Here is a 25,683-nt window from a genome sequence, read left to right on the forward strand (position 1 = left end):
CCGCGCCGGGGTCAGTGCCGGTACGGGGTCGGGTGCCGCTGCCGGTACGGGGTCGGGTGCCGGTGCGGTACGGGGTCCGGTGCCGCGCCGGCACCCGACCCCGTACCGGCCCCGGCACGGCACCTCGCCGCGTTGTCGGACCACCGAAGTACGTCCAGTACAAGCGGCGGCCCTCCGCCTTGCGAGGCACCGCACCGGACACCGCGACCCGGCAAACCTTCCCGGCCACAGCACTAGCAACCCCGAGCAAGCCCCGAGCCCCGAGATCCCGCGGAGATCCGAGAAGCGCCCCCTAGGGCTGGGCCGGGTTCGGCTCTGCCTCGGCGTCACGCACCACCTGCATGAGGGTTCCCGCCGCCGTGGTGAGCCGTTGCTCGCGGAGGTCCAGGACGGGCGTCGGGTTGGAGAGGCCGTGGGACGCGAGGAGGTTCATCAGGGCCCAGATCAGGTCGGGGCGCCCCGTCAGGGGGAGTTGCCGGCCGTCCGGGGTGATGACCTCGGCCGCGGCGGTGCCGGCGAGCAGGTTGGTGCGCGCCCAGTCGACGACGTACGACCCGCCCTGCGGGTCGGCGCGGAGGACGACCTCCCTGGTGCGGTGCAGGACGGCGAGGTAGTCCATCGGCACCGTCAGCCGTCGGGCGGCGTCGAACGGGGGCGTGCCGTCCGGGGGGGTGGACGCGCAGCACCGTGTCGAGGACCGGACCGTGGCTCTGGAAGGTGTGCGTGCTGGTCATCTGCAGGAACCGGCCCCGCACCAGGATGCCGCCGCGGCGCGACCGGCGCCGGTCCACGGAGCCGAACGCCGCCGGTTCACCCGGCAGGTCGTCCACGATCCACCGGGACTCCTCGCCCGGCTCGGTCACCGGCGCCCGGTCCTCGGGGAAGGCGCGGTCACGGCCGATCGAGGCGGTGTAGCGCGCCGCGGTGTGCGCGTCCAGGCGCCGGAGGTCGATCGTGTCGCCGGCCATCTCGATGCCTCCGGCTTCCCGCGCGATCCGCATCTGTCGCAGCAGCAGGCCGGGGCGCCGGGTCGCGTCCGTCCACCGGCCTTCGAGGTCGACCATGCGGCTGGTCCTCGTACCCGCCGGCAGGGCGCTGCGGGGCCACAGGGGCGTGACCTTTCCGGGGGCCTCCGGACCGGCAGGGTCGACGAGGACGACCAGGCGGCCGGCCGTGACGGCCGAGAGGCACACGGACGGCACCCGCCACGCTTCCGTGACCTCGAACCCGCCGCCGTCGGGCCCGTCGGCGCCGTGGACCCGCAGTCTCAGCCGGACCAGCGGCGTGAATGCGTCGGGGAGGGGGTCGCCGACGCAGGTCGTGAAGGTCGCCTCGGTGTCGGGGTTCTACCGCGCGAGTGACGCCTCCAGGACGTCCGCCCGCACCAACCACGCCCGCGCCGGGCCTTGTTCGGCCTTCGGCGCCCACAACACGAAGGTGTCGTCGCCGTAGGTGACGCCCTCGCCCTTCACGCGGTCCCCGCGCGTGATGCGGGGGAACCGGCTCCGCGTGAGCTCGAAGGCCTCGACGGGGATCAGGATCGAGCCGGCCACACCGATGGCGAGCGCGATCCACGCCCAGTCCTCGCCCTCGCGCCAGGCGCCGTATCCCACGAGGAGGGCGAGCGGGGCCGGGAAGCAGCAGAGCGCGGCGAAGGCGAAATGCCGACCAGCACGCTGGCGTAGCTGCGCACGACCCCTCCTCGACCCCGTACCCCGTACCCCGTATCCCGGACCGGGGCCCGGGACGTCGATCGCTGATCACATCGTCCCGTCGCCCTCGCCGCAGCACCACCCGGGTCCGCACACCGTGTCCGCGGACAACGGCCGGGTCCGGACCGCCTCTTGCGGCCTGCCCCCGATAAGTATCTTGACGTCAAGATTGATCTCGGGCAGTCTGCTGCCGGGTATCTCGATGTCGAGATACTTTTACGGGGGCTTGGAGGTCCGGGATGCGGCGGCGTGGCACGGGAGCGCGGAAGGAACCACGGAAGGAACCGCGGGAGCGGCAGGGCCTGGTGGCGCAGTTGCGCCGGCCGCCGGGGGGCCGGGACGCCCGGATCATGCTGCTCGCCCAGTTCCTCGACCGCGCCGGTACGGGAGTGTGGGCCGCCGCCTCGGTCCTGTACTTCACCTTCGTCCTCGGCCTGGACGCCGGCCGGATCGGCCTGCTGCTGGGCGCGGCCGCGGTGGCGGGCATCGCCGGGTCGCCCCTGGCGGGCCACCTGGCCGGCCGCTTCCCGGTGCGCTCCCTGCTGATCGGCTGTCACCTCCTGCGCCTGGGCACGCTCGGCGCGCTGCTCGTGGTCACCCGCTTCGACGTGCTGCTGCCCGTGGTCGCGGTCACGTACCTGGGCGACCGGGCGGCCAAGACCCTGGAGATGCTCTTCGCCACGCGGGTGGCGGGTGAGCGGCGGTCCACCTACCAGGCGCTGTCGCGCAGCACGGCGAACGCCGGCTACGCCCTCGGCGCGGGCCTCGCCGCGGCCGGTCTCGCCGTCGGGACCCGCGAGGCCTACCAGGTGCTGATCCTGGCCAACGCGGTCTCCTTCCTCGTGGCCGCCGCGCTCGTCCGGCGCACCCGGGAGCCGCGCGGCCCCGGACGGGTGGCCGCGGGCACCGGGGACCCGGACGCGAAGGCCGCGGCAGCGGAGGCGGAGGCGGAGGCGGTGGCAGCGGCCCGGCCGTCGGGCGCGCCGAGTCCGTGGCGGGACCGGGGGTACCTGCGCTTCGTCCTGCTGGACATCCCGATGCACCTGGACGACTCGATCCTCGCCGTCGGCCTGCCGCTGTGGCTGGTGGACCACACCGATGCGCCGCACGCCCTGGTCCCGGCCTTCCTCGTGATCAACACCGTGCTCGTCGTCGTACTCCAGCTGCGCGTGTCGGCAGCGGTCGAGGGGCCCCGCCAGGCCGCGGGGGCCGTCTTCCTGTACGGGCTGACGATGTGCGCCTGTTGCATCCTCCTGGCCCTCACCGCGGGGGCCGGAGCCGGGGCCGCGTCGGTCGCGCTCCTCGCCGCGGCGGTGCTGGCCACCGCGGCGGAGCTGATGCGCTCGGTGAGTTCCTGGGAGCTGGCGGTCTCGCTCGCCCCCGCGCGGGCGCGGGCGTCCTACCTGGGCGTGGCGGGCATGGCCCAGTCGGTCCAGAAGTCCGCCGGTCCGCTGCTCCTGACCGGCGTGATGGTGGCCGGCCCGGCCGGCTGGCTCGCCCTCGGCGCGGCGGTCGCGGCCCTGTCGGCCGTCCAGCGCCGCTCCGCCGTACGCCGGCTGGACACCCTGACCGCCCTGTCCGCCCCTGGCTCTTACACACATCTGACGCGGCGGCCGCCCGGGTCCACGTCGCCGAAGAGCAGGTCGGCGGTGGCGTCCGCGCCCTCCTGGCCCGGGTAGTACATCTGCAGGACCGCTCCGGTGCGGCGCAGCCACGGCATCGTCGTGCTGGAGGAGGTGTTGAGCACCACCGTGGTGCGCGGGTTGGCGGCGGCGACCGCCTCGATCAGCGCGGCCTGGCCGCCCGGGAGACCCAGCGAGGTGCGGTCGCTGCCCTCGGTGGCGTCCTCGTAGGCGAACAGGACCACGCTGCGGGCCTCCTTGGCGGCTTTCACCGCCTCGGCGAGGTCGGCGGCCCGGGTCGCCCTCGTGGTGTGCCGCAGCCGCAGCCGCTGCCCCCTCGGGCCGCCCTCGGCGGTGACGGCGAGCCGGTGCTCGCCCGCCTTGAGCGCGAGCGTGCGCCGGCGCACCGTGAGCCCGTCGGGCGCGGACCCGAGCAGCCCGCCCGCGAAGTGCTCGGCCACGCCCTGCCGCACGGGGAACAGCTCCTCCCCGTCGAGCCGGACGGCCGGCCGCTTCCCGGTGTAGTGGACGAGCAGGGTCCACTCGTCGTCGGCCGCGAGCCGGAAGGTTCCCTCGTGGGTCCAGGTGCGCCCGGCGTCCACCGCCCGGTCGTCGAGGGCGGCGGCGGGGCTCAGCAGGTTCCCGGGGAGCGGGCGCCCGTACAGGTCCTCGCCGAGCGCGTAGGAGACGGTGGAGACGGCCCCGGCCCGCCGCCGGATCGCGGCGAGGGGGGTGGCGGCCGCGTCCGGGACCACGTGGGCGCTGCCGCCGCCACTGACGAAGGGGGTCCGCCCGGTGGGGCCGATGACGGCGACCGAGCGGGCCGCGGCTCCCGTCAACGGCAGCGTGGCGCGCTCGTTGCGCAGCAGGACCGCGCCGGCGACGGCGACCCGGCGGGCGGTCGCGGCCCCGGCGGCGGGGTCCCGGGCGGGCCGGGCGGCGGGCCGCTCCGCGAGCAGTCCGAAGCGGTCCATCGTGACCAGGATCCGGCGGACCGCGAGGTCCACGGCGCTCTCGTGGACGGAGCCGCCGCGCACCGCCTCGCGCAGCGGGGCGCCGTAGTGGGTGCCTCCGGGCATCTCCATGTCGAGTCCGGCGCCGATCGAGGCGACGGTGCTGTGGGCGGCGTCCCAGTCGGACATCACCCAGCCGTCGAACCCCCAGCGGCCGCGCAGCAGCTCGTCCAGCAGCGGCTTGTTCTCGCAGGCGTAGACGCCGTTGACCTTGTTGTAGGCGCCCATCACGGCGCCCGCGCCGGCGGCCACCGCGGCCTCGAAGCCCCGTAGCTCCGTCTCGTGGAGGGTCTGTTCGGCGGCGATCACGTCGACGGTGTCGCGGCCCTTCTCCTGGTTGTTGAGCGCGAAGTGCTTGACGGTGGCGATGAGGCCCTCGTCCTGGATGCCGCGGACCACCTCGGCGACCAGGTCCGCCGTCAGTTTCGGGTCCTCGGAGAAGGTCTCGAAGTTCCGCCCGGCGTACGGGGTGCGGATGAGGTTGACCATCGGCGAGAGCAGGACGTCCTGGCCGAGCGCGCGGCCCTCGCGGCCGATGACCCGGCCGTACTCGCGGGCCAGCGCCGGGTCGAAGGCGGAGGCGAGCAGGACGGGCGCGGGGAGCGCGGTGGCGGGCTTGGCGACGCGGACCCCGGCGGGCCCGTCGGCGAGGCGGAGCGCGGGGATGCCCAGGCGCGGGATGCCGGGCACGTAGCCGGCCTGGCCGAGCGGGGCCGGGTCCGGCGCCCCGTGCAGCAGGACGGTCTTCTCCTCCAGGGTGAGCCGTTCCAGCAGGGCGTCGACGCGCGCGCCGACGTCGGCCCGGGTCGCCGCGGCGGGGGCGGGGGCGGGCGCCTTGCGGGGCTGCGTGCCGGGCGGCGGCGCGGGTACGCAGGCGGCCGCGCAGCCGGCGCCCACCGCTCCGAGGAGGCCCAGGGCCCGGCGTCTGGACACGGCCTCGCTCATGGGCGCTCCCTGCGGCGCGGGCATCGGCTCCGGGCGGCGGGAGCGGCCCGCGCCGGACCGCTCCCGCCGCCCACTGTGCGCCGTGCGCCGCGCGGGCCCGCCTCCGGCGCGCCACCGCGGCCCCGAGGTTCAGCCCTGCGGCGGCTGCTGCACGATGTCGCCGTCCCGCCGGGGCTCGTCCTGGAGCCGGACCCGGGCCTCGGTGCGGTGGCCGCGCTCGATGTAGTCCCGTACGACGGCCTCGACCGCGTCCTGGGGCGAGCCCACTCCGGCGAGGACCATCACCTCCACCACGAGCTCGTCACGCGTTGGGGCGCAGCGTCCAGACCACGGTCATCTCGCCCGTCACCGCCTCGTCCTCGCGCTGGATGGCTATGGTGACGGGGAACTCGGGGCGGCCGCCCGCGTCGAGTTCGGCGACGATCTCGGCGGCCGGGCGGCCGAGGGTGGCGGTGGCCGTCACGACGCCCTTGGCGAGCTTCTTGTAGCCGATCTCGGCCTTCACCGCGAGCGGCACGGCCCGCGAGAGCTGGTCGCCGAAGGCGGCCAGGACGATCGCGCCGCTCGCGGACTCCGCGAGGGTGAACATGGCGCCGGCGTGCGGGCCGCCGAGGTGGTTGTGGAAGTCGGGCTGGTCCGGCAGCCGGACGACCGCGCGCTCGGGGGTGGTCTCCAGGAACTGGAGGTTCAGGGTCTTGGCCATCGGCACGGTCGCGGCGAGCAGTTCGCCCACGTTCATCTGTTCAGCGCTCATGGAACGCGATGTTACCCGCCAGTAAGCGGCATTGGCCATACCTGTACGGGGGCGGCCGTGGCTCCCGGCCGCCCCTCCCACTATCGTTACCGGCCATGTGGCCAGGACAGCAGCAGCCGCCCGGGGGAGAACAGAACCCCCAGGACGCGCATCAGAACCCGTACCAGCAGCAGCCGGGAACGCCGAACCCGTACCAGCAGCAGCCGACGGCGTACGGCGAGCAGCAGCCCGGGCCCGGCTACGGGTACCCGCAGCAGCAGCCCGCCCCCCAGCAATGGGGCCAACAGCCCCCGACCGTTCCCGTACCGCAGTGGGGGGGCACGCCGCCGCCCGGCGCACCGCAGCCGCCCCGCGGCGGGAGCCCGTTCTCGACCAAGACCGTGGCCATCATCGCGGCCTCGGCCGTCGTGGTGACGGCGGCCGCCACCGGGACGTTCGTCCTGACACGGGACGACAAGACCGCCGACCAGGCGGACGACCGTCGTCGAGCGCCCGGTCGTGGCAGGCCGCCATGGTCCCGAGGTCGCAGTACGGGGCCAGTGCCAGCAGGTCGTCGTGGATCTCGGTCTCGCGGTCGACGAGCCGCGAGGCCAGCGGGTCCCACCAGTTGGTGGTCGCCGGCAGCCCAATGAGGGTGCGGAGCTCGCGCCACAGCGGCCCCATCCACCGCTCGACCCGCCAGGCGTCCCACGCCGCCCCCGCCCGCCCGCCCCCCTGCCTTCCGTGACACCCGCCACCCCCCGTCCGGTGGCGGCCGGGAGCCCGGCCACGACGGCGAGCAGCCCCGCGTCGTCCACGACGCCCAGGCAGCGGCCGCGGTCGACCACACGGGCCGGACCACCGCTGCGGACGACGGCCTGGATGGCTTCGGCCACGGTGGTGGCGGGGTTCAGCGCGGGTCCCTGCCCGGCCTCGCCGGCGGCGGCCGGGCGCATCGCGGTGCGGACGGTGAGCACCCGTTCGCGGGGGACGCCGCGGACGAAGTCCCGTACGTAGTCGTCGGCGGGCGAGCCGACGATCTCCTCGGGCGTGCCGAGCTGCACGATGCGGCCGTCGCGCATCAGCGCGATCCGGTCGCCGAGGCGCAGGGCCTCGGCGAGGTCGTGGGTGATGAAGACCATGGTGCGGCCCTCCTCGTGGTGGAGCCGGGCGACCTCCTCCTGCATCTCGCGGCGGATGAGGGGGTCGAGGGCGCTGAACGGCTCGTCGAACAGCAGGACTTCGGGGTCGGCGGCGAGGGCGCGGGCCAGGCCGACGCGCTGCTGCTGGCCGCCCGAGAGCTGGCCGGGGCGCCGGTCCTCCAGCCCTTCGAGGCCGACCTTGGCGACGAGCTCGGCGGCCTTGCGGCGGCGGTCGCCGCGTCCGACGCCCTGGATCTCCAGTCCGTACGCCACGTTGTCGAGGACGGTGCGGTGCGGGAGCAGGCCGAAGTGCTGGAAGACCATGGCGGCGCGGTGGCGGCGCAGGGCGCGCAGCCGGGTGGCGTCCATGGCGAGGACGTCCTCGCCGTCGATGGAGAGGCGGCCCGCGGTGGGCTCGATCAGCCGGGTGAGGCAGCGCACGAGGGTGGACTTGCCGGATCCGGACAGGCCCATCACGACGAAGACCTCGCCCTTGCGGACGTCGAAGGTGACGTCGCGGACGGCGGCGGTGCAGCCGGTGCGCTCGCGCAGTTCGGCGGCGGAGAGCTCGGCGTCGGCGGAGCCGGGGACCTGCGCGGCCGCCTTGTCCGGGCCGAAGACCTTCCACAGGCCGTCCACGGCGAAGACCGGGGGCGCGGCGGAGTCGACGGGGTCGGCCGGGGTGGTGGGGTCGGCCGCGGTGGTCGGGCCGACGGGCGCGGTGGCGTTGGCGTTGGCGTTGGCGTTGGCGTTCATCGGGTACCACCGTCCCGGGCGATCAGTTCGGCTGCCTTCTCGCCGACCATGAGCACTCCGATCATCGGGTTGACCGCGGGCATCGTCGGGAAGACGGAGGCGTCCGCGATGCGGATGCCTTCGAGCCCGCGGATCTTCAGGTCCGGGCCCACGACGGCACCGGGGTCGTCTGCGGCGCCCATCCGGCAGGTGCCGGCCGGGTGGTAGACGGTGTGCGCGACGGCGCGGGCGTAGGCGCTCAGCTCCTCGTCTCCGGTGATCTCCGGGCCGGGGCAGACCTCGCGCCCCAGCCAGCCCGCGAGCGGCTCGGTCGCGGCGATCTTCCGGGCGAGCTTGATGCCGTCGACCAGGGTCCGGCCGTCGTAGTCGTCCTCGTCCGTGAAGTAGCGGAAGTCCAGGGCCGGTTTGACCTCGGGGTCAGCGCTGGTCAGGTAGAGGCGGCCGCGACTGCGGGGCTTGGGGATGTTGGGGGTCAACGACACGCCGTGCGCGGGGCGTTCGTAGCCGATGCGCTCGGGGTTGTCGGTGAAGGGGACCTGGTAGAAGTGGAACATCAGGTCGGGCCCGGCGGAGTCGGGGTCGCGGCGGACGAACAGTCCCGCGTCGCTGTCCATCGCGGAGTTCTCGGGTATCGGGCCGTCGGTCTCCCAGACGATCACCGACTCGGGGTGGTCGAGCAGGTTCTCCCCGACTCCGGGCAGGTCGTGCACCGGCGGGATGCCGAGGGCTTCCAGGTCAGCGCGCGGGCCGATGCCCGAGTGCAGCAGCAGCCGCGGGGTGTCCACGGCGCCGGCGCACACCAGCACCTCGCGGCGAGCCGTGACCAGGGACCGCGTACCGTCCGCGGCCCGTACGTGGACGCCGCGCGCGCGGGTGCCGTCGAGTTCCAGGCGGTCGGCCCAGGTCTCCAGGAGGATGTGGAGGTTGGGGCGTTCGTCCATGACGGGGTGGAGGTAGGCCACCGACGCGGAGGAGCGCTTGTTGTCCTCGGGGTGGTAGGCGAGGTCGAAGAAGCCGACGCCCTCGTGGAAGGGCTTCCGGTTGAAGCCCTCGACGCACGGGACGCCCAGGGCGGTCTGCGCCGAGTCGACGAAGTCGCGCGCGATGGCGTTGCGGTCCTTCTCGGCCACCGGGACGATGTTGTTGAGGAGCTTGTCGAAGTACGGGTCCATCGCGGCCGCGTCCCAGCCCTCGGCGCCCGCCCGCTCCCACTCGTCCCAGTCGGACGGGAGCGGCTTGAAGGCGATCAGGGTGTTGTGCGAGGAGCAGCCGCCGAGGACGCGGGCGCGGCTGTGGCGGATGTGCGAGTTGCCGCGGGGCTGCTCGGTGGTGGGGTAGTCGTAGTCGAGCTCGCCGCCGAGCAGGCCCATCCAGCGGCGCAGGGTGAGCACCTCGGGGCGGTCCACGTCGCTGGGGCCGCCCTCGATGACGGCGACGGTGACGTCCGGGTCCTCGGTCAGGCGGGAGGCGATCACCGAGCCGGCGGTGCCGCCGCCGACGACGACGTAGTCGTACTCGTTCTCCGCAGGCGCGGGGACGGGAGCGGGGGCAGGGTTGGGAGCAGCGAAGCGGGACCCGAAGGTCGGAGTGGCGGGGGCGGTGGGGGCCTGGACGGGCTGGACATCCCGGGGGACGGCGGCGGCCGGTGGGGGGGTGGCCGAACCCACCCCGCTGGGTGGAGCGTTGGAGGGGGCCGCGCCCGCCGGACCGCCCGTCGCGGCGGGCGCGGCTCCGAGGCCCGGATCCGCTGGAGCGGCGGCGTTCGGGACCGGCACGGCCGGGGCCGGGGCCGGGGCCGGGCCGGGCGGGGGCCGGCGGGAGCTGGCCCTTCATCGGGCCCCAGTCGTTGGGGTCCGGCACGCCCGGCGGAAGCATCTGGCGGCGCTTCGGGGCGTCCGGGTCGTGCGCCTCGCCCGGCTCCTTGGCTCCCGGCCAGGCCTTGGCGACGCGCGCCGCGAGGACGAAGTCCTTGCGCAGCGGGTGGCCTTCGAAGTTCTCGGGGAGGAGCAGCGGGACCAGGTTCGGGTGGTCGGTGAAGACGACTCCGAACATCTCGAAGGTTTCGCGCTCGTGCCATTCGGCGCCCGCGTAGACGGCGACGGCCGAGGGCAGGGAGGGCGCCGAGTGCGGGACGGTGGTCCGCAGCAGCAGGCGGCGTACGCGGTGGTTCTCGAGGGAGACGACGTGGGCGCAGATGCGGAATCCCGTGCCCGGCTCGTCCACCGCGCTCAGCCAGTCGAAGTACGTGCAGCCCAGCTTGTCGCGGGCGATCTCCAGCGCGGGGATCCAGCTGGCGGTGGGGACGTCGACGGTGAGGACGGAGTAGGCGTACGAGCCCACGGCTTCCTCGCCGAAGACCGTTCCCGCCGCGTCCGGGAGGGAGTCGTAGAGGTTCACGCGTCCGCCCCGGGGGCCGCCGGCGGGGTGACCAGGCCGCTGGTGAGCTGCGCGGGCGACGGCCGGGCCGTCGTCGCGTAGCGCTCCGCCAGCGATTCGCGGGCGATCTTCTCCTGCAGCTTGAGGATGCCCTGCAGCAGCGCCTCGGGGCGGGGCGGGCAGCCCGGGACGTAGACGTCGACCGGGATGATCTGGTCGACGCCCTTGGTCACCGAGTACGAGTCCCAGTACGGCCCGCCGCAATTGGAGCAGGCGCCGAAGGAGATGACGTACTTCGGCTCCGGCATCTGTTCGTACAGCCGCTTGACGGCCGGGGCCATCTTGTCCGTCACCGTGCCGGAAACGATCATGAGGTCGGCCTGGCGCGGTCCGGGCGCGAAGGGGATGACGCCGAGCCGGATGAAGTCGTGGCGGGCCATCGAGGCCGCGATGAACTCGATGGCGCAGCAGGCGAGGCCGAAGTTGAAGACCCACAGGCTGTAGCGGCGGCCCCAGTTGAGGACCACCTTCATGGGCTCGGGCGCGAGGCGGGAGAGCACTCCCAGCCTCTTCGGCTCCGGGAGCAGCTGCGGCTCCGACGGCACGGCCGGGGTACCGGCCGGAGTCACAGCCATTCGAGGACGCCCTTCTTGTACGCATAGAGCAGGCCGACGGCCAGGAAGCCGAGGAAGATGAACATCTCCACCAGCGTCGTGGCGCCGTAACCGGCGGCGGCGAACACCGTCGCCCACGGGAACAGGAAGATCGAGTCGACGGCGAAGATGACGTAGAGGAAGGCGTAGACGTAGTAGCGGACCTGGGTGTGCGCCCAGCCCTCGCCCACCGGGTCCACACCGCACTCGTACGTCAGCAGCTTCTCGCGGGTCGGGACGTTGGGCCGCAGCAGGCGGCCGGCGCCGAACGCCACCGCCACGAAGAGCACACCGAGCGCGGCCAGGAGGCCGACGACCGAATACGTCCGGAAGTAGTCCGCAGCGAGCACGGTCACGGTCGATACCGTCGGTTCGGGCACGTCCGTTCCTCGTTCCTCGGCGACTGTCGACGATCAGGTTGATCTGTTACGGACGGGAGTCTAGGGCCTGGGCCCGACGGGGTGGGGTTATCCCCCGTTTACCTCGGCCCGGCTACCCCATGGCATCGGGTCCGCGCGCTTGACAGGGTGGGCGCATGACCGCGACCGATCACACCCCCGACGGCGACACCCCTCCTCCCGTCCGCGCCCCCTTCAGTGCCGGGACCTGGAAGGAAATCGCGTACCTGCTGAGCAATTTCCCCGCCGCCCTCATCGGGTTCGTCTACACGGTCGTCATGGTGTCGACCGCGGGTGGTCTGGCCGTGACCGCGATCGGTCTTCCGCTGTTCGCGGGCGGCCTGTTCCTGTCTCGCCAGTTGGGACGGCTGGAACGGGCCCGGGCGCGCGACCTCTTGGGCGTACGGGTGGACGAGCCGAGCCCGATGCCCGGGCCGGCGCGCTCGGGCGGATTCTTCCCCTGGCTGTGGGCGAGCCTCAAGGACTCGGTGGCGTGGCGGACCGTGCTGTTCGAGCTGATCCGGCTGCCGTGGGCAGTGCTCACCTTCACGGTGGCGCTGACCGGGCTGTTCGTGCTGTGGCCGGTGCTGCCGTGGGTGGTGCGGGGGCTCGCGAACGTGGACCGGGCGATGGTACGGGGCCTGCTGTCTCCCTCGGACGAACTGGAGCGGCGGATCGCGGAGCTGGAGTCCGACCGCGGGGTCGTCGTCGACACCGCGGCGGCGGACCTGCGGCGGATCGAGCGGGACCTGCACGACGGGGCACAGGCGCGGCTGGTGGCGCTGGCGATGGGGCTGGGCCTGGCGAAGGAGAAGCTGCTGGAGGACCCCGAGGGGGCGGCGGCGATGGTGGACGAGGCGCATGGTGAGGTGAAGCTGGCGCTGCGCGAACTGCGGGACCTGGCGCGGGGCATCCACCCGGCGGTGCTGACCGACCGGGGTCTGGACGCGGCGCTGTCGTCGGTGGCCTCGCGGTGCCTGGTGCCGGTGAAGGTGTCGGTGGACATGCCGGCGCGGCCGGCGGAGGCGATCGAGGGGATCGCGTACTTCGTGGTCTCGGAGCTGCTGCAGAACGTGAGCAAGCACGCGGGGCCGCAGGCGCGGGGCGCCTCGGTGGAGGTGTGGCGGGCGGAGCGGCGGCTGCTGATCCGGGTGTCGGACGACGGGCGCGGCGGGGCGGATGCCCTGGCCGGGTCGGGGTTGGCGGGGCTCTCGGAGCGGCTCGGCGCGGTGGACGGGGTGCTGGTGGTGGATTCCCCGGAGGGTGCGGGGACGGTGGTGACGGCGGAGCTCCCGTGGCGGGACCGGGTGGCCTGACCTGCGCGCGCTTGGCCTGGCCGGCCGGTGGTCTGATCCGGCGGAGCCCGGGGTCCAGGGGGTGTACCCCTGGACCCCGGGCTCGTCGGCTTGGGCGGCCCGCCGTTTCCGGCAGCGGCGCCGTGGCCGTGCCTCAAGCGCCGGCGGGGCTGGGATGGACCCCCGGGCCGACCCGACCGCGCGAACCGGCGTCCCGGGCAGCCGCGCCGTCGCCGGCCCCCCGCCGTCCGCGGGGCCGGGAGGCTGGCTCTTTTGCCCCGCCCCCTACGCCCCCCGCGACAGTGCCTCGCGGACCGCTTCCTCCGAGCGGGCCACCAGGGCCGTGCCGTCCTGGGCCGTGATGATCGGGCGTTGGATCAGCTTCGGGTGGGCCGCCAGGTGGGTGATCCAGCGGGCGCGGGCCTCCTCCGTCTCCTCGCGCGGCAGGTCCCGTACGCCGGTCTCCTTGGCGAGGGGGTCCGAGGTGCGGGTGATGTCCCACGGCTCCAGGCCCAACCGGCCCAGGACCTCGCGGATCTCGGTCTCGGACGGGACGTCCTCCAGGTAGCGGCGGACGGTGTACTCGGCTCCCTCCGCGTCCAGCAGGGTCAGTGCGCTGCGGCACTTCGAGCACGCGGGGTTGATCCAGATCTCCATGCCCGAAAGCCTAGCGAGGCTGCGCCTGGCCAGGTGCTTTGTCAGTGGTCGCCGGTAAAATCGAGGGAGAACGACAGGAAGCCAACTACCGTTTGGGAGGCTGTAGATGGCCACTGCCATGACCCTGCACACCTTCGAGCCCGTCAAGAAGAAGCCGCTGCCGGCGGGGCTGCCCCGCGAGTGGTACGAGAGCCACAACCGCCGCCTGAAGGCGATGCGGCTGGCGATATCGCTGCTGGACTCGGGCACGTATGACGCTCAGCGCGCCACCAACCGCAAGATCCGCACGATGGCCGTCCGGACGGGGATCCGCCGGCCGTCCAACGTCACGTGCAAGCTGGTCCGTTCCTTCATCCGCGACGCCGGGTAGCCGGGTAGCCGGTCGGGGCCGGCTGTCGCCGGTCACGCGTCGAGGCCCCTGGGGAGCTCGCGCCGCAGCCCTGCTCTTCGGGTCACGGCAGCGGCTTTTCGGGGGCCTCGGCGGGCTCCACCGCCAGCTGCGCGGGGGCCTCGATCACCTGGCTCCTCGCCGGGTCGGGAGCCATGGACTCCTCCGCCGCCGCGCCGAGCGCGAGCACGCCGGTGAGCAGGGCGAAGGTGCCGGCCGCCGCCATGACCGCGGTGATCCGCCTGTTGTGTTTGTACGGTGCGCGCATCGGACGGGCCTCGGTTTCCGTGCTCGGGGGCTGGCTCGGGGGCTTGCTCGGGGCTGGGAGAACCGAGCGAAACACGGAAGAGGGGCTGAATGGGCGATCGTCGCCGTTTGGTCATGTGTTCAGTACGGCGTGGTCATCGCGCGCCGCCCCCCGCCCGGATCCCCGCCCGGCTTCTCGTCCAGGGACAGCACCAGCAGTGCCACGTCGTCGCGCGGACCGCCCCCGCTGAAGGTCTGGAGGTCCCGCCACACCGCCCGGGCCAGCCCCGCCGGATCCGTCGCCAGGACGGGCACGCGCGCGGCCAGCGGGTAGAAGTGCCCCGCCCGGTCGCGCGCCTCCGTCACCCCGTCCGTGTACAGCAGCAGCCGGTCCCCGGGGCGCACCGGGAACTCGGCCGGTGTCGCCGGGGTCGGGCCGGCCAGGCCCAGGCCGAGCGGGGGCCCCGGATCCACTTCGGGTTCCGAGACCGCGGAGTTCCGTAGCAGCAGGGGCGGCGGATGCCCGCACGACACGATCCGTACGACGTCCAGACCGGGCGGGAACTCCAGGAGCACCGCCGTCGCGAACAGCTCCGCGTGCGCCACCGACTCGGCGGCCGCGTCCGCGAGCAGCCGCCGGTCCAGCCGGGCCGCCACCGCCGTGAGCTCCGCGTCGTCCAGGACCCCTTCGCGGAAGGCACCGAGCAGCGAGGCCACGGTGCCCACGGCGGCGAGGCCGTGGCCCTGGACGTCGCCGACCACCGCGCGCACGCCGAAGGGCCCGCCCCGTACGTCGTACAGGTCGCCGCCGACCAGGGTGCCGCGCTGGGCCGCCCGGTAGAGCCCGGCGCAGCAGACGGCCCCCACCCGCTCGGGGACGGGCGGCAGGACGGCGAGCTGCGCGGCCTCCGCGACGGTGCGGACGCTGACGAGCTGGGCGTCCCGCTGTTTTCGCACCCAGGCGACGACCACGCTGAGCAGGCAGATCGCCGCGACGGTGGCCAGGTCGGAGCCGCGGGCGTGCGCGATGCCGAGCTGGGGGAGGCCGAGGATGACCAGGACGACGCCGGCGAAGACGGCCGTGCCGACGGCACCGTAGGCGAAGGCGGCCACCGGGGGGAGGCCGGCCAGGAAGTAGCCGAGCTCGATGTCGCCCGGTGTGGCGCGCTGCGCGCAGACCAGCACGACCAGGGCCACCGCCGGGGCGAGCCGGGCCCAGCGCGGCGGGGGCGCCCCGCCGAGCCAGCCCGGGTCCTCGCGTCGGCGTCTCACCCCTCCACCCTGGTACCGGCGCCGGAGGCGCGCACGCCGGGTGGCCCCTTATGGCTGGGACCGTGACAGTGGGGGCGTGACGGCAGCGGAGAGTGGCGGGCAGAGCGCGGCGATCAGCACACGGCTGAACTGGCTGCGCGCGGGGGTGCTGGGGGCGAACGACGGGATCATCTCGACGGCCGGCCTGGTCGTCGGTGTCGCCGGGGCGACGACCTCACGTTCCGCGATCATGGCGGCGGGCGTCGCGGGGCTGCTGGCGGGTGCGCTGTCGATGGCGGCGGGGGAGTACGTGTCGGTCAGCTCCCAGCGGGATTCGGAGAAGGCGGCGCTGGACACCGAGCGGCGGGAGCTGGCGGATTCGCCGGAGGAGGAGCTGGAGGAGCTGGCGGGGCTGCTGGCGGAGCGGGGGCTGAGCGAGTCCGTGGCCCGGGAGGCGGCGGAACAGCTGACGGAGCGGGACGCGCTGCGGGCGCACGCGCGGGTGGAGCTGGGGATCAACCCCGACGAGCTGGCGAACCCCTGGCACGCGGCGCTGGCGAGCCTGGTCGCCTTCACGGTGGGGGCGCTGCTGCCGCTGCTGGCGATCGTCCTGCCGGGGCCCTCGGGGCGGGTGCCGGTGACGGTGGTGGCGGTGCTGGTGGCGCTGACGCTGTGCGGGGTGCTCAGCGCACGGCTGGGCGGGGCTCCGGCGGGGCGGTCCGGCCGCCGGGGGGGCGACCCAGGGCCGTACCGGGGGGTGTCAGGGATCCGGCAGGGACCGGCCCCTAGGTGGCGATGGGCGCGTGATCGGCGCACATGTCCCTGAGAATGGGCGCATGGGACGCGGCAAGCTACGGATCTATCTCGGCTCGGCCCCGGGCGTGGGCAAGACGTACGCCATGCTCTCGGAGGGCCACCGCCGGGTTCGGGGCGGGGCCCGCCTGCGGCGGCGCGACCGGGGCTGAAGGTGCCTCGCTGTACGGGGTGTTCGGGTGAACGGGCACGGCATCCGTCGGGGCCGCGGGCGTGGTCGGAGCGGAGGCCGCTTCGCTGTACGGAGTGTTCGGGTAGGCAGGCGCGGCATCCGCCGGGACCGGGGCCGGGTACGGCGGCGCGACCGGGGCCGAAGGTGCCTCGCGGTACGGGGTGTTCGGGTAGGCAGGCGCGGCATCCGCCGGGACCGGGGCCGGGTACGGCGGCGCGACCGGGGCCGAAGGTGCCTCGCGGTACGGGGTGTTCGGGTGAACGGGCACGGCATCCGTCGGGGCCGCGGGCGTGGTCGGAGCGGAGGCCGCTTCGCTGTACGGGGTGTTCGGGTGAACGGGCATGGCATCGGCCGGGGTCGCGGGCGCCGCGTCGGGCAGTGGCGGGGCCGGGTGGAGCGGCGCGGCGGAGTCGGCGCCGGTCGAGGTCTCCCGGGGGGAGGCTTCGGGAGACGTGCTCACCGGAGCCGGATCCGCCGGGACCGGGGCGGAGGGGGCCGAGTCGGCCGGAGCCTCGCCCGCGAGTGCCGAGGGGGCTTCGTCGACAGGGGCCGGGGCGGATTCCGGGCTCGGGTGCTCCGAGGCTGCCGGGCCGGTGTCGGCCGGAGCCGCCGGGTACGCGGTCGCGTACGTCGCGGGCACCGCGTCCTCCGGGGCCGTCGCCGGGGCGGCCGGGCCCTGGTGCGCCGAGTGCGCCGTGCCGGTGAACGCCGGCGGTGTGTACGGGGCGGCGGGAGAGGTCGATGCCGCCGAATACACCGACACCGAGGGTCCCGAGTCGACGGATGCCGCCGGGTACGCCGATGGCGCGGTGTCGACCGGAGCCACCCGGTAGGCAGGGGGTGCCGGTGGTGCCGCGTCGATCGGAGCGGCCGCCGGTGCGGCGTCGGCGGGAGCCGAAGGGAACGCTGCCGGTGCCGCGTCAGCCGGAGCCGCAGCCGGAGTTGGGGCCGGGGCGGGGTTCGCGGTCGGGACCGGTTCCGGGGCCGGGAGCGGAACCGCGAGCGGCGCGGGCGTCGCACCGGCTGCGGCCGGAGCCGCGTACGGGGCGGCCGGCGGGGTGGCGTACGAGTCCGCCGGGCGCCTCGGCGCGGTCAGGCTCGGGAACGCCGAAGGCGGGGCCGGAGCCGCGTACGGGTCCGGTGCGTACGGTGCCGCGTACGGGGCGGAGTCCCCGGTGCGCGCCGCGTCGGGCGCGCTGCGCGGCGCGGGCGGGGTGGCGGCCTCCGCGGGCCGGTACGGTTCGAAGCCGCTGCCCTCGGGAAGGCCGGGAACCGGGGCGGCGGCCGGGGCCGCGCCCTGCGTGTACCAGGCCGGCGAGGTGTTGTCGTTGGTGGACTCGCCCGTCAACTCGGTCTTCGCGTCGGACTGATCGTCCGTCGGGACGTCCTGCGCCCCGCCGCGCCTCTCGTTCCGATCGCCGCTCACTGAATCCTCCTGATCTGTCGAACACTGGTCCGGCGTCCGGCACCACGCCACGCCGTCGGTCAGCCTAATCGCGCCCAGCAGCCAGTATCCGCCCCCGTGGGCCAGTCTCCGGCAGGCCGCCCGGGGCAGGGCGACCGGACTTCACCCGGACTCCAACCGGACCCGGAGCGTCCCCCGCCCCTCCCCGGGGCACCGCACCGCGCCCCGCGCGGCAGCCGTGCCGTGCGTCCTTCGCCGGCCCGCCCGTTCGCGGCGTCCCCCGTGCGGCTGAATCCCCCTTCCCCCGGCGCCCCCAGCAGGGTCTCAGCGGATCCGCGGCGCCTGCTTGGGCCCGCCCGTCTCCGTCTCCGTGACCGTCGCCCGGGTCGGCACGAACTGCCGTCCCCGATCCGTGCGCCACGGGGTCACCCGTAGCCCGGCACCGACAGCGGCACCGACAGCGCCGCCGCCACGGGCAGCCGCACCAGCCGTCCGCTCCGCTCCGTGCGGCAGGTGCGGCAGCGGCGTCAGCACCCCGCACGGCGGGCCGCGTTCCGCGGTCGCGGACCACCGGCACCGGCCTGCCCGCCGGGGCGCCCTGCGGCGGCACCCGGCCCACATCGTGCAGCGCTGCGCACTGACGCCCGCGGCGTCAGCGCCGGGCCCGACCACAAGCCGCCGCCAAGGACGGCCCGGCCCGGCGCGTCCACGCCGATGACACCGCGTAGTCCCCGAGCGGCAGCGAAGCCGTAGCCCCGCACCTGCTCCCCGCCGTGTCCGGTGACCCGGACGCGGCCGGTGAGTGCCGTCTCGTGCCGCACGGTCGGGCCCGTCGTCAGGCCGAAGTCCATCGCCGGGGCGGGCAGGCCTCGCCCGTTCACCGGCGCCCGCCGAGCCCGCAGGGCGCCTCCCGAGGCACGGGGTAGGGGAGGGGAAGGGAGAGGGGCGCGCCCCGCGCGGGCGCGCCCCTTCCCCGTGCACGCACCGCGCGAAGGCCGGTAAAGCCCGCGGCGCCCGGCACCGCGCCTCGCCGCGTTGTCGGAGCACCCGAGTACGACCAGTACGCGGGCGCTCCTCTCCGCGGGCGCTCTTCCGCCTTGCGATGCACGGCGCCGGGCGCCGCGACCCGGTGGACCTTTCCGGTCACAGCACTAGCGCGGGCCCCGGTCGAGGTCGAACTCCCCGTCCCTGGCTCCGAGTACGAACGCCTCCCACTCGGCCGCGGTGTAGCGCAGCACGGTGTCCCGGTCCAGCGAGGACCGCATCGCCACCGCCCCCTCGGGCAGCCGGGCGATCTCGACCCGCTCCTCGTCCGGACTGGTCCCGGGCGGGCCCTCCCACTCGACACCGCTGATGTCGAGCGCGTACAGCTCGTCCTTCTCCTGCTGAGTGCCCATGTGCGGCCTCTCCTTCGGTGGTGCGGTCGCTGCCGATTATCGGTGCAGGCCGCCCGTGCGCGGGAGGCTTTGCGGAACCTTCCGCCCCGCCCCGCGCGCCCGCGGGGTAACTCGCCGCCGACCCTTACTCCGGCAGGTGCCGCTCCGGCCGCGCCCCGAGCAGGCTCCGCCGGAGGTCCCCGACCGCCGGCCGTACCCGGTCCGCGGTGCGGTGCGGTGCGGTGCGGTGCGGTGCGGTGCGGTGCGGTGCGGTGCGGTGCTCCGAGAACCGGGGGGCACGACCGGCCGATGATCCGCAGAAGGTGGGTTCGCCCTGCCCGCGCACACCCCACCTCCAGGTTCCACACCTGTTGTCTCGTCGCCAGCGTCCGATGTATATAAGGGACAGCCCGTCCTCCCCGACCCCGGACGGCCACCCGGCCGCCGGGGTCCTCGCCGCTGGGGGTACCGTCGTGGGCGTGTACCGCTTTGTACTGACCCGGCAGTGGGTGTGCCTCACCCTCATCGGCCTCGTCCTCATCCCCGCGATGATCAAGCTGGGGTTCTGGCAGTTCCACCGCCACGAGCACCGGGTCGCGCAGAACGAGCTCATCGACGCCAACCTCAAGGCGAAGCCGGTCCCGATGACCGAGGTCACCTCTCCCGGGCACGTCGTCCCGCGCGCCGACTACTGGCGCGCCGTGACCGCCACCGGCACCTACGACCCCGCGCACGAGGTCGTCGTACGGATGCGCACCTCCAACGACGACCGGGTCGGCTTCCAGGTCGTGACCCCGCTGGTGCAGGCCGACGGCCGGGTCGTGCTCGTCAACCGCGGCTGGGTGGCGGGCGGCGACGACCCGCGCGCATACCCCCCGGTGCCGGCCCCGCCCGCGGGCGAGGTGACGGTGACCGGCAGGCTGAAGGCCGACGAGACGAGCGGCGGCAGCGGCATCAAGGACCGCAAGGGCCTGCCGGACCGCCAGGTGATGCTGATCAACAGCGCGCGGCAGGCGGCGTACCTCGGCAAGCCGGTCCTCGGCGGATACCTGGAGCTCACCGCGCCCCTCCCGGCCGAAGGCAAACCCGAGGCGGTCGCCGAGCCGGACCACGACTCGATCGGCCCGCACATGGCGTACGCCGTGCAGTGGTGGCTCTTCACCTTCGCGGTGCCGGTGGGCTGGATCGTCCTGGTCCGGCGCGAGAAGCGCGACCGCGACGCGGCAGCCGCCGCCGGGGCCGGCGCAGCCGGGGCCGGCGCAGCCGAGCGGGAGCCGCTGGCGACGGCGTAGCGTGGCGGGCATGGATCTTGGACTGAAGGACCGTGTCTACGTCGTCACCGGCGCGACCAGGGGCCTGGGTTACGCCTCCGCCCGCGAACTGGCCGCCGACGGCGCGAAGGTGGTGCTGACCGGCCGGGACGCCGCGCGCACCGAGGCCGCGGCCGCGACGCTGGGCCCGAACGCGGTCGGCGTGGCCGCGGACAACTCCGACCCGGAGGTGGCCTCCCGCCTGATCACAGAGGCCCGGGAGCGCTTCGGCCGCTTCGACGGCATCCTCATCAGCGTGGGCGGTCCGGCTCCGGGCTCGGCGGCGGACAACACCGACGAGCAGTGGACGGCGGCGTTCGAGTCGGTCTTCCTCGGCGCGGTCCGCCTCGCGCGGGCGGCCGCCGCCGAGCTGGGCGAGGGCGGGGTCATCGGCTTCGTCCTGTCGGGATCGGTCCACGAGCCGATCCCGGGCCTCACCATCTCCAACGGCCTGCGCCCCGGCCTCGCCGGCTTCGCGAAGTCCCTCTCGGTGGAACTGGGGCCGCGCGGCATCCGTGTGGTCGGCCTGCTCCCCGCCCGCATCGACACCGACCGGGTGCGCGAGCTCGACGCCCTGTCCGGGGACGCGGCCGCCGCCCGCACCGGCAACGAATCCCGGATCCCGCTGCGGCGCTACGGCACCCCGGAGGAGTTCGGCCGCTCGGCGGCGTTCCTGCTGTCCCCGGCGGCCTCGTACCTGACCGGGATCATGCTCCCGGTGGACGGCGGCTCCCGCCACGGGTTCTGACAGGGCGGCCTGTCCGGGGCGCCCTGTCCGGGGCGCCCCGGACACCCCCTACGTCACCCGCCGCGCCCGGCGGGGGGTGACGTGGAGGCGGGCCTCCGTGGGCAGGGCGGCGAGCCCGGCCGAGGCGCGGGCGCGGTCCAGGACCGGGCCCGCCAGCGCGGCCAGCGCGTCGGCCGGCACCGCGTGCGGCTCCAGCTCCAGCGCGAGCCGCAGGGCCGGGGCCCCGCGCCGCCGCCACAGCGCGACCCGGCAGTCGGCCGCGCCCTCCACCGCCTCCAGTACGTCGGCGGCCACGGCCGCCTCCAGCGCGCGGCCCCGCAGCACCGCGAAGGCCCCGTCGCCGGTGTCCACCAGCACCGCCGCCAGCCGCGCGCGCCGCAGTTGGGACAGCAGCCACCACAGGGCCAGCAGGACGCAGACCCCCAGCAGGGCGAGCAGCAGCCACCACGGCAGGACCCGGCGCTCCTGCGCCGTCAGCAGCGGCTCGTGGCGGCCCGCGAGCGGCCGGGACGCGGTCAGCAGCACGACACCCGCCGCCAGCAGCGCCGCTCCGAGCAGGGCGAGCAGGACCCGGTTCACCCCGGACAGGCTCACCGCCGGGTCACCCGCACCCTCGGCCGCAGCTCGTGCGCCAGGCCCAGCTCCTCGGCTCCGACGGCGAGCACCGCGTCCAGGTCGGCCCGTACCTCGTGCAGTTCGCGGAAGTGGGACACGGCCCGGACCCCGACGCGGGTCCGGCCCACCCTGACCCGTACGGAGAGCACCCCGGCCACCTCCATCACCCGGTCGCGCAGCACCTGTGCGGCGGCCTTGCGTTCCAGTCCGGCGCGGACTTCGGGGTGTGCGGCCCGCATGGGCAGGATCCCGCGCAGGCCCGGCGTGAGGGCGTACAGCAGCAGAGCGGCCCCGGCCACGGCGAGGACGCCGCCGCCGATCAGGACGCCGGGGTCCGCCGGGGTGTGCCGCTCCAGCGCGCGGGCGAGCTCGCGGCGCCAGCGCATGGCGGGCCGGTGGGCCCGGACCGCGGCCAGGTCGTAGAGGAAGAGCCCCGCCACGGCCAGCACGGCGAACGCCGCCAGCGCGGCCGGGAGCCGCCGGGGCGAGCGGAACCTGGCGGTCACCGCAGCCGCCGGTCCCGCCCGGCGGCGGGCCGGGCCCGCTCCGGGCGCAGCCGCTCGATGTCGATGTCGACCTCGGGTACGGCCATCTCCGCGTACTCCTCGACGCGCAGGGCGACCTGGCGGCGTACGTTCGCGCACTGGGCGGCGAGGTCGGAGGGGTAGGCCAGCTCCAGGGCCACCCGTACCCGGGCGATGTCGTGGTGCACGGTGACGGTGGCGTGCGGCGGCGCGGCGCCGGCTCCGGCGAGCGCCTCGCGCGCGGCCCGGGCGGCGATCTTCGCCACGACCCGGTCGGCGATGCGGGTCGCGCCCCGTTCGGCGGCGGCCACCCGTGGCGGGGCGGGCCTGGGCGTGCTCATCACCCGGCCCCCGCCCGGCCAACCCCTTGCCAGGCGGGTCCCCTTGCCTCGAAACTGACACATCGTCAGATTAATTGAGGGAAGGAACCGAGGATGCAGACCATCTGGCTCGGCGGACCCGAGTGGGTCGCCGTTCTGCGGATCGGGCTCGGGCTGTGGTGGCTGGAGAGCTGGCGGCACAAGGACAAGAAGGACTGGTTCGGCGGAGGCGGCATCCGCTGGGCCGCCGGGGTGGCCGCCGAGCACCGCTGGGGGTTCGTCACGCGCGGCTTCGACCTCGTCGTGAAGCCGTACCCGCGCTTCATGGCCTATCTGGTCGCCTACGCGGAGCTGGCGCTCGGGCTCGGCCTCATCGCCGGCTTCCTGACCCCGATAGCCCTGATCGCGGGCCTGGTGCTCAACCTGGTCTACCTGGTGCTGATGATCCACGACTGGGGCGAGCAGGGGCAGAACCTGATGATGGCCCTGATCTCCGGGGTCGCCTTCTTCGCGATGGGCTGGCAGGTCTGGTCCCTGGACAACGCGCTGGGGCTGTTCTGACCCGGGCGGCGGATCGAGCCCCCTGACGGCGGCGGCACCGGGGCCGCGTGCTCACGGCGGCAGCGCCGGAGCCGGGCGCTCACGGCACCGCCGCCGCGCGCTCACGGCGCTGCCGGGCCGCGGCGTCAGACCTGCCGGTCCAGCGGGTTCGCCGCGATCCGGGCCTGCGCGCCGCTCGCCACGTAGGCCGCCGCCGCGCACTGCGGCTTGCGGGCCGCCTGGTCCGAGACGAGTGCGAAGAAGGCCTCGCCGAAGCCGAGCCGCGGGTACTCCGCGAGGAGCGCGGCCGTGAAGACCGGGTCCGCGTCGGTGACCCCGACCCCGGAGACGTCCGCGGTCGTGCCGACCTGGAGCAGGTGGCTCTCCACGTCCTCGGCCGCCGTGACGTCGTCGCGCATGTGCAGCACGATGATCCGCTCGGCGCGCGCCCGGCGCTTCGCCGGCCAGCCCAGGCCCGCCGTCAGGACGCGGGCGACGTGCCCGCCGGCCTCCTCGAAGGGCAGGGTGTGGCTGTCGAAGGGCGCGGTCAGCCCGAGGTCGTGCACGAGCGCGCTGACGTAGAGGAGCTCCCGGTCGTACGAGAGCCCGTGCCGGTCCGCGTACTCGGCCGCGAAGGCGTACGAGCGGACGGAGTGGTTCAGCAGCGCCGCGTCCGTGTACTCGCCCGCGATCTCCAGCGCGGCGCGGGCCGACGGAGTGTCAAGTGTCCATGTCACAAAGGTCATGGGAGGTCAGCGTAGGCGGCGGCGGAAGTCCACCTCCGACGGGCCCGTATCCCCCGGCCACGACAGCAGGCGGGCCGGAGCCGCCGGGGTCTCGGCCAGGACCGTGCCGCGGGAGACGACGTAGCGCGGGCGGACCTGGCGGCGGACCGCCTCGGCCGGCGACTCGGCCGGCAGCAGGACGAAGGAGGCCGCGGCGCCCTCGGTGATGCCGTACTCCGCCCCGGACAGGCCGAGGACGCGGGCCGCGCGCTCCGTCACCATCTCGAAGGCCACCGGGATCTCGTCCGCTCCCGTGAGCTGGGCGGCGTAGATCCCGACGAGGGCTGTCTGCAGCGGGTTCCCGGTGCCCAGCGCGTTCCAGGGGTCCATCACGTCGTCGTGGCCGAAGGCCACGTTCACTCCGGCCGCCAGCATCTCCTTGACCTGGGTGAGGCCGCGCCGCTTGGGGTAGGCGTCGAAGCGGCCCTGGAGGCCCAGGTTGGCGAAGGGGTTCGAGACGAGGTTGATCCCGGAGCGCGACAGCAGCCGCTGGAGCTTGTAGCTGTAGGCGCCGCCGTAGGAGCCCATGGCCGTCGTGTGCGAGGCCGTCGCGCGCTCGCGCAGCCCGGAGCGCAGGGCGAGCGCGGCCAGCACCTCCACGAAGCGCGACTGCTCGTCGTCGATCTCGTCGCAGTGCGCGTCGATCCGCAGTCCGTGCTCCTCGGCGAGCGCGAAGGCGATCGACAGCGAGGCCACCCCGTCCTCCCGGGTGTCCTCGAAGTGCGGGATCGCGCCGACCACGTCCGCGCCGCGCCGGACCGCCTCGCGCAGCAGCGCCTCGCCGTCGGGGAAGGAGACGATGCCCTCCTGCGGGAAGGCGACGATCTGCAGGGTCAGCACGTCCCGGACCCGGTCCCGCACCTCCAGCAGCGCATCCAGCGCGGTCAGCGCCGGGTCGGTGGTGTCGCAATGCGTCCGCACGTGCAGCACGCCCTGCGCCGCCTGCCAGCGCAGCACCTCCGTGGCCCGCGCGACCACGTCCTCGCGGGTCAGGGTCCGCTTGCGCTCGCTCCAGCAGGCGATGCCCTCCCAGAGCGTCCCGGAGGCGTTCGGGCGGGGCTCGCCGGCCGTCAGGGCGGTGTCGAGGTGGATGTGCGGTTCGACGAAGGGGGCGCTGAGGAGGCCGCCGTGCGCCTCGATCAGCACCCCCGTCGCGGGTGGCTCCTTCTGGTCGTCGTACGGGATCACGCGCGCGATCCGGCCGTCCTCCGCGACCTCGACGTCGTGCAGGCCTTCGCTGTGGAGCAGCCGGGCGCCCCGGACGATCATCCGCATGGCGCCAGCCTACGCACGCCGCGCCGCCACGGCCCGGCGTGGCCCGGCTTGGTTTCGCGCCGCGTCAGCCGCGCTTGGCCTGGGCCTTCTGCTGCATGCCCCGCGTCTTCGCGGCGATCGACTGCACGTCCCGGACGGCGGCCTTGGCACGGGCTTCGGCCGCCGTGTTCTTCGCCATCGCACGCTCGGAATCCTGGTGGCCGTGCTGACCTGTACGCGCCTTCTTCGCCATGACCGCTGCTCCTCCGCCGGAAAACGGGCTGAACTTCGTACGCAGACCACCTTGCGCCCGTTCGGCCCAGTCGGCATCTCGGACGATCGGGTGACGCGGGCGCGCGATCGGAGGGTTACGTGACTCCTCCCCGCCATAAATGACGGGGCTTCCTGTTACGCCGGGTTGGCGTTGCAGCGGACCAGCCCGGCCCGGTTCAAAACGTTGATCGCGCCCACGGTGTCGGCGTGCGCGGTGTGGCCGCATGCCTGGCAGTGGAATGTGTCTTGCGTGGGGCGGTTCTCCTTCGCGGTGTGCCCGCATTCGGGGCACTCGCGGGAGGTGTTGCGGGGATCCACGGCGATGATTCTCCGGCCGGCGCTTTCTTCTTTTTTGAATGAG

At 74.7% G+C, this 25,683-nt stretch carries 27 protein-coding genes and 4 pseudogenes; 9 read left to right on the forward strand and 22 right to left on the reverse strand.

The features are described from left to right. Positions 1–292: 292 nt before the first annotated feature. On the reverse strand, positions 293–619 hold the full coding sequence (locus DRB89_RS43995) for a hypothetical protein (RefSeq protein ID WP_204357951.1): 327 nt from the start codon (positions 617–619) through the stop codon (positions 293–295). Positions 620–1,346: 727 nt separating this feature from the next. Further along, positions 1,347–1,613: a hypothetical protein gene (locus DRB89_RS44000; RefSeq protein WP_204357952.1), complete on the reverse strand. Its 267-nt coding sequence runs from the start codon at positions 1,611–1,613 to the stop codon at positions 1,347–1,349. A gap of 449 nt (positions 1,614–2,062) precedes the next feature. Between DRB89_RS44000 and DRB89_RS40755 the strand changes: the two genes are divergently transcribed. Beyond that, complete coding sequence (locus DRB89_RS40755; RefSeq protein ID WP_239516641.1) at positions 2,063–3,391, forward strand: MFS transporter; 1,329 nt, start codon at positions 2,063–2,065, stop codon at positions 3,389–3,391. On the opposite strand, the gene DRB89_RS40760 is transcribed toward DRB89_RS40755, so the two are convergent. The 3 genes from DRB89_RS40760 to DRB89_RS40770 all read right to left on the reverse strand — a co-directional run bounded on the left by DRB89_RS40760 (position 3,304) and on the right by DRB89_RS40770 (position 6,046). Further along, positions 3,304–5,292 carry a glycoside hydrolase family 3 protein gene (locus DRB89_RS40760; RefSeq protein ID WP_112463733.1) on the reverse strand — a complete coding sequence of 663 codons (1,989 nt, stop codon included), beginning with the start codon at positions 5,290–5,292 and terminating at the stop codon, positions 3,304–3,306. The two genes, DRB89_RS40755 and DRB89_RS40760, sit on opposite strands and share 88 nt — an antisense overlap. 129 nt (positions 5,293–5,421) lie before the next feature. Further along, complete coding sequence (locus DRB89_RS40765; RefSeq protein ID WP_112454401.1) at positions 5,422–5,574, reverse strand: DUF2191 domain-containing protein; 153 nt, start codon at positions 5,572–5,574, stop codon at positions 5,422–5,424. Between the two features lie 19 nt (positions 5,575–5,593). After that, positions 5,594–6,046, reverse strand: a complete 453-nt coding sequence (locus DRB89_RS40770; RefSeq protein ID WP_204357948.1) for a DUF4442 domain-containing protein — start codon at positions 6,044–6,046, stop codon at positions 5,594–5,596. Positions 6,047–6,141: 95 nt separating this feature from the next. On the opposite strand from DRB89_RS40770, the pseudogene DRB89_RS45605 reads away from it, so the two are divergent. Beyond that, positions 6,142–6,513: pseudogene (locus tag DRB89_RS45605) on the forward strand (hypothetical protein); the annotation flags it as partial. A 285-nt stretch (positions 6,514–6,798) separates the two neighbouring features. On the opposite strand, the pseudogene DRB89_RS40780 reads toward DRB89_RS45605, so the two are convergent. From DRB89_RS40780 to ndhC, 5 genes and pseudogenes are all read right to left on the reverse strand, one after another. Next, positions 6,799–7,923 (reverse strand): annotated as a pseudogene (locus DRB89_RS40780) (glycine betaine/L-proline ABC transporter ATP-binding protein); the annotation flags it as partial. Continuing rightward, positions 7,920–9,398 (reverse strand): GMC oxidoreductase, encoded by a 1,479-nt coding sequence (locus DRB89_RS40785; RefSeq protein ID WP_239516942.1) that lies wholly within the window; start codon positions 9,396–9,398, stop codon positions 7,920–7,922. The pseudogene DRB89_RS40780 and the gene DRB89_RS40785, both read right to left, overlap by 4 nt. A 322-nt stretch (positions 9,399–9,720) precedes the next feature. After that, a pseudogene (locus tag DRB89_RS40790) lies at positions 9,721–10,263 on the reverse strand (NADH-quinone oxidoreductase subunit C); the annotation flags it as partial. Between the two features lie 53 nt (positions 10,264–10,316). Then, entirely contained in the window at positions 10,317–10,934 is a 618-nt protein-coding gene (locus DRB89_RS40795) for an NADH-quinone oxidoreductase subunit B (protein WP_112452607.1), read from the reverse strand. Beyond that, a complete protein-coding gene (ndhC, locus tag DRB89_RS40800) occupies positions 10,925–11,332 on the reverse strand; it encodes an NADH-quinone oxidoreductase subunit A (protein WP_112452606.1) in 408 nt (135 codons plus the stop codon). Before ndhC ends, DRB89_RS40795 begins: the two co-directional genes overlap by 10 nt. A 155-nt stretch (positions 11,333–11,487) precedes the next feature. On the opposite strand from ndhC, the gene DRB89_RS40805 reads away from it, so the two are divergent. Beyond that, a complete protein-coding gene (locus DRB89_RS40805) occupies positions 11,488–12,666 on the forward strand; it encodes a sensor histidine kinase (RefSeq protein WP_112452605.1) in 1,179 nt (392 codons plus the stop codon). Positions 12,667–12,930: 264 nt separating this feature from the next. Here DRB89_RS40805 and DRB89_RS40810 read toward each other — a convergent pair whose 3' ends face one another. Beyond that, positions 12,931–13,302 (reverse strand): ArsC/Spx/MgsR family protein, encoded by a 372-nt coding sequence (locus tag DRB89_RS40810; RefSeq protein WP_112446422.1) that lies wholly within the window; start codon positions 13,300–13,302, stop codon positions 12,931–12,933. A 106-nt stretch (positions 13,303–13,408) separates the two neighbouring features. Here DRB89_RS40810 and DRB89_RS40815 point away from each other — a divergent pair, with 106 nt between their 5' ends. Continuing rightward, positions 13,409–13,672, forward strand: a complete 264-nt coding sequence (locus tag DRB89_RS40815; RefSeq protein WP_112446421.1) for a hypothetical protein — start codon at positions 13,409–13,411, stop codon at positions 13,670–13,672. A gap of 82 nt (positions 13,673–13,754) precedes the next feature. Here DRB89_RS40815 and DRB89_RS40820 read toward each other — a convergent pair whose 3' ends face one another. Then, positions 13,755–13,958 carry a hypothetical protein gene (locus DRB89_RS40820; protein WP_112446420.1) on the reverse strand — a complete coding sequence of 68 codons (204 nt, stop codon included), beginning with the start codon at positions 13,956–13,958 and terminating at the stop codon, positions 13,755–13,757. 119 nt (positions 13,959–14,077) lie between these two features. Then, positions 14,078–15,208, reverse strand: coding sequence for a PP2C family protein-serine/threonine phosphatase (locus tag DRB89_RS40825; RefSeq protein ID WP_112446419.1), 1,131 nt, complete (start codon positions 15,206–15,208; stop codon positions 14,078–14,080). A gap of 76 nt (positions 15,209–15,284) precedes the next feature. Here DRB89_RS40825 and DRB89_RS40830 point away from each other — a divergent pair, with 76 nt between their 5' ends. Together DRB89_RS40830 and DRB89_RS40835 are read left to right on the forward strand one after the other, a co-directional pair. Beyond that, on the forward strand, positions 15,285–16,013 hold the full coding sequence (locus DRB89_RS40830; protein ID WP_239516643.1) for a VIT family protein: 729 nt from the start codon (positions 15,285–15,287) through the stop codon (positions 16,011–16,013). A 10-nt stretch (positions 16,014–16,023) separates the two neighbouring features. After that, positions 16,024–16,152, forward strand: a complete 129-nt coding sequence (locus DRB89_RS40835) for a hypothetical protein (RefSeq protein WP_112463735.1) — start codon at positions 16,024–16,026, stop codon at positions 16,150–16,152. Between the two features lie 1,320 nt (positions 16,153–17,472). Here DRB89_RS40835 and DRB89_RS46185 read toward each other — a convergent pair. Continuing rightward, positions 17,473–17,649, reverse strand: a pseudogene (locus DRB89_RS46185) (SCO5717 family growth-regulating ATPase); the annotation flags it as partial. A gap of 1,079 nt (positions 17,650–18,728) precedes the next feature. Continuing rightward, complete coding sequence (locus DRB89_RS40855) at positions 18,729–18,974, reverse strand: DUF397 domain-containing protein (protein WP_030303613.1); 246 nt, start codon at positions 18,972–18,974, stop codon at positions 18,729–18,731. 458 nt (positions 18,975–19,432) lie between these two features. Between DRB89_RS40855 and DRB89_RS40865 the strand changes: the two genes are divergently transcribed. Continuing rightward, positions 19,433–20,245: an SURF1 family protein gene (locus DRB89_RS40865; RefSeq protein ID WP_112454382.1), complete on the forward strand. Its 813-nt coding sequence runs from the start codon at positions 19,433–19,435 to the stop codon at positions 20,243–20,245. Between the two features lie 10 nt (positions 20,246–20,255). Continuing rightward, entirely contained in the window at positions 20,256–21,011 is a 756-nt protein-coding gene (locus DRB89_RS40870) for an SDR family oxidoreductase (RefSeq protein ID WP_112454384.1), read from the forward strand. A 48-nt stretch (positions 21,012–21,059) separates the two neighbouring features. Here the strand turns inward: DRB89_RS40870 and DRB89_RS40875 are convergent, their stop codons facing one another. The 3 genes from DRB89_RS40875 to DRB89_RS40885 are packed head-to-tail and all read right to left on the reverse strand — an operon-like array spanning position 21,060 to position 22,491. Further along, on the reverse strand, positions 21,060–21,605 hold the full coding sequence (locus DRB89_RS40875; protein ID WP_112452823.1) for an alkaline shock response membrane anchor protein AmaP: 546 nt from the start codon (positions 21,603–21,605) through the stop codon (positions 21,060–21,062). Then, positions 21,602–22,132 (reverse strand): DUF6286 domain-containing protein, encoded by a 531-nt coding sequence (locus tag DRB89_RS40880; protein WP_204357940.1) that lies wholly within the window; start codon positions 22,130–22,132, stop codon positions 21,602–21,604. The genes DRB89_RS40875 and DRB89_RS40880 overlap by 4 nt, the downstream gene beginning before the upstream one ends. Beyond that, positions 22,129–22,491, reverse strand: coding sequence for a hypothetical protein (locus DRB89_RS40885; protein WP_112452824.1), 363 nt, complete (start codon positions 22,489–22,491; stop codon positions 22,129–22,131). The genes DRB89_RS40880 and DRB89_RS40885 overlap by 4 nt, the downstream gene beginning before the upstream one ends. Before the next feature lie 93 nt (positions 22,492–22,584). On the opposite strand from DRB89_RS40885, the gene DRB89_RS40890 reads away from it, so the two are divergent. Next, complete coding sequence (locus DRB89_RS40890) at positions 22,585–23,031, forward strand: DoxX family membrane protein (RefSeq protein WP_112452927.1); 447 nt, start codon at positions 22,585–22,587, stop codon at positions 23,029–23,031. A 125-nt stretch (positions 23,032–23,156) separates the two neighbouring features. Here DRB89_RS40890 and DRB89_RS40895 read toward each other — a convergent pair whose 3' ends face one another. The 4 genes from DRB89_RS40895 to DRB89_RS40905 all read right to left on the reverse strand — a co-directional run. Next, on the reverse strand, positions 23,157–23,756 hold the full coding sequence (locus tag DRB89_RS40895; protein ID WP_204357954.1) for an HD domain-containing protein: 600 nt from the start codon (positions 23,754–23,756) through the stop codon (positions 23,157–23,159). 6 nt (positions 23,757–23,762) lie between these two features. Next, on the reverse strand, positions 23,763–25,070 hold the full coding sequence (gene codA / locus DRB89_RS40900; RefSeq protein ID WP_275432059.1) for a cytosine deaminase: 1,308 nt from the start codon (positions 25,068–25,070) through the stop codon (positions 23,763–23,765). 64 nt (positions 25,071–25,134) lie between these two features. Next, positions 25,135–25,302 carry a hypothetical protein gene (locus DRB89_RS43480; RefSeq protein WP_162688941.1) on the reverse strand — a complete coding sequence of 56 codons (168 nt, stop codon included), beginning with the start codon at positions 25,300–25,302 and terminating at the stop codon, positions 25,135–25,137. A 155-nt stretch (positions 25,303–25,457) separates the two neighbouring features. Then, positions 25,458–25,683: zinc ribbon domain-containing protein (locus DRB89_RS40905; RefSeq protein ID WP_162688942.1), on the reverse strand; the 226-nt coding region annotated here is incomplete at its 5' end.

The organism is Streptomyces sp. ICC4 (assembly GCF_003287915.1).
Classification (GTDB): Bacteria; Actinomycetota; Actinomycetes; order Streptomycetales; family Streptomycetaceae; genus Streptomyces; species Streptomyces tritrimontium.